Raw genomic sequence first — 1,120 nt, forward strand, 5'->3', positions numbered from 1 at the left:
GCCGCGCACGACCAGCAGTCGATGGTCGGCTGATCAACTACGTCACTCAGGAGGGCTGGTGTCCGTCTCCACCTTCCGGGCCGCACTGGACGCTATCGTTTGCCTGTTCCGCGCTGACGCCGCCAGGGCCGCCCAGGCGGTGTCATCCGTCAGCACAGCGGGCATGAGTGAGGCGGAGCGTGTCGCCGTCCTGGACGCTGCCGGACGCGCCTACCGCTCCTACCTGGCTGACGCCGTCACCATTGGGCGCCACAGGGCCTGGGCCGCGGCACTCCTCCACCTGGAGGACCAGGCTCGCACCCAGGCCGGCGCCTCCGCGTTCCTCCCGGCGGAGCCCCGCTACGACCCGTCCCTGGTGCGCGACGAGATCCGCGCCGCTGGCGGTCCTGTCATCGCGCCCACGACTCAGCAGAGGGCTACTACGGCCCTGATACGGCACGTGGAGATGGCGGCCCGCCAGACCGTCGTGGACTCGGTCGACACTGACCTCGGCCATGAGAAGGATGACGAGGGTCAGGAGAACCTGACTCGCTCAGAGCGCCGCTGGCTGGAGGCGCAGTCGCAGGCTGCAGCCGAGGAGGACGCGCAGGACGTCAGAGCAGGCTGCGCGCCTCGCTCAGGCCCGCCAGATCCTGGACGACGCCGGAATCACCTACGACCTGCCCACGGACCAGACGGGTAGGACGATACGCCGGCCCTTCGCATGGGCTCGGCTGCTGCGCCCGTCCGCAGACAGGCCCGCTTGTGGGTTCTGCATCGTCTGCGCTGCACGCGGCCCCGTCTACTCGTCGCTGGAAGCAGCGCTCACGAGGGACGGATCTAGCCTGGAGCGCTACCACGACAACTGCCGGTGCGTGGCCGTGCCTGTCTACAGCTCCCGCTCCTGGCCGGGCAAGGAGGACTGGGAGCGTCTGGCCGACAAGTACGACGAGGTCGCCGCCTGGAAGGTCACGGACGACACCGGCAGCAAGGTCGTCGAGCACCGCCTGCAAGGTGCAGAGATCCGCACAGCCCTGGATAGGTGGAGCCGAGGAGACCGCAGCGAGGAGAAGTCGTTTGTACGTGAGGCTCGCCGGATCGGCGCCCACCCGCGCCTGCCCGTCCGCCAGGACACCCCGAT

The 1,120-nt window shown here is 69.4% G+C and carries 2 protein-coding genes; both read left to right on the forward strand.

The genetic code is table 11. The features are described from left to right. Window positions 1-163 precede the first annotated feature (163 nt). Window positions 164-682, forward strand: coding sequence for a hypothetical protein (locus tag HMPREF0058_RS11385; protein WP_141560561.1), 519 nt, complete (start codon window positions 164-166; stop codon window positions 680-682). Between the two features lie 73 nt (window positions 683-755). Continuing rightward, window positions 756-1,120, forward strand: a 365-nt coding sequence (locus HMPREF0058_RS11390) for a VG15 protein (protein WP_500861373.1), incomplete at its 3' end; no start/stop codon positions are given.

The organism is Actinomyces urogenitalis DSM 15434 (genome assembly GCF_000159035.1).
GTDB lineage: Bacteria > Actinomycetota > Actinomycetes > Actinomycetales > Actinomycetaceae > Actinomyces > Actinomyces urogenitalis.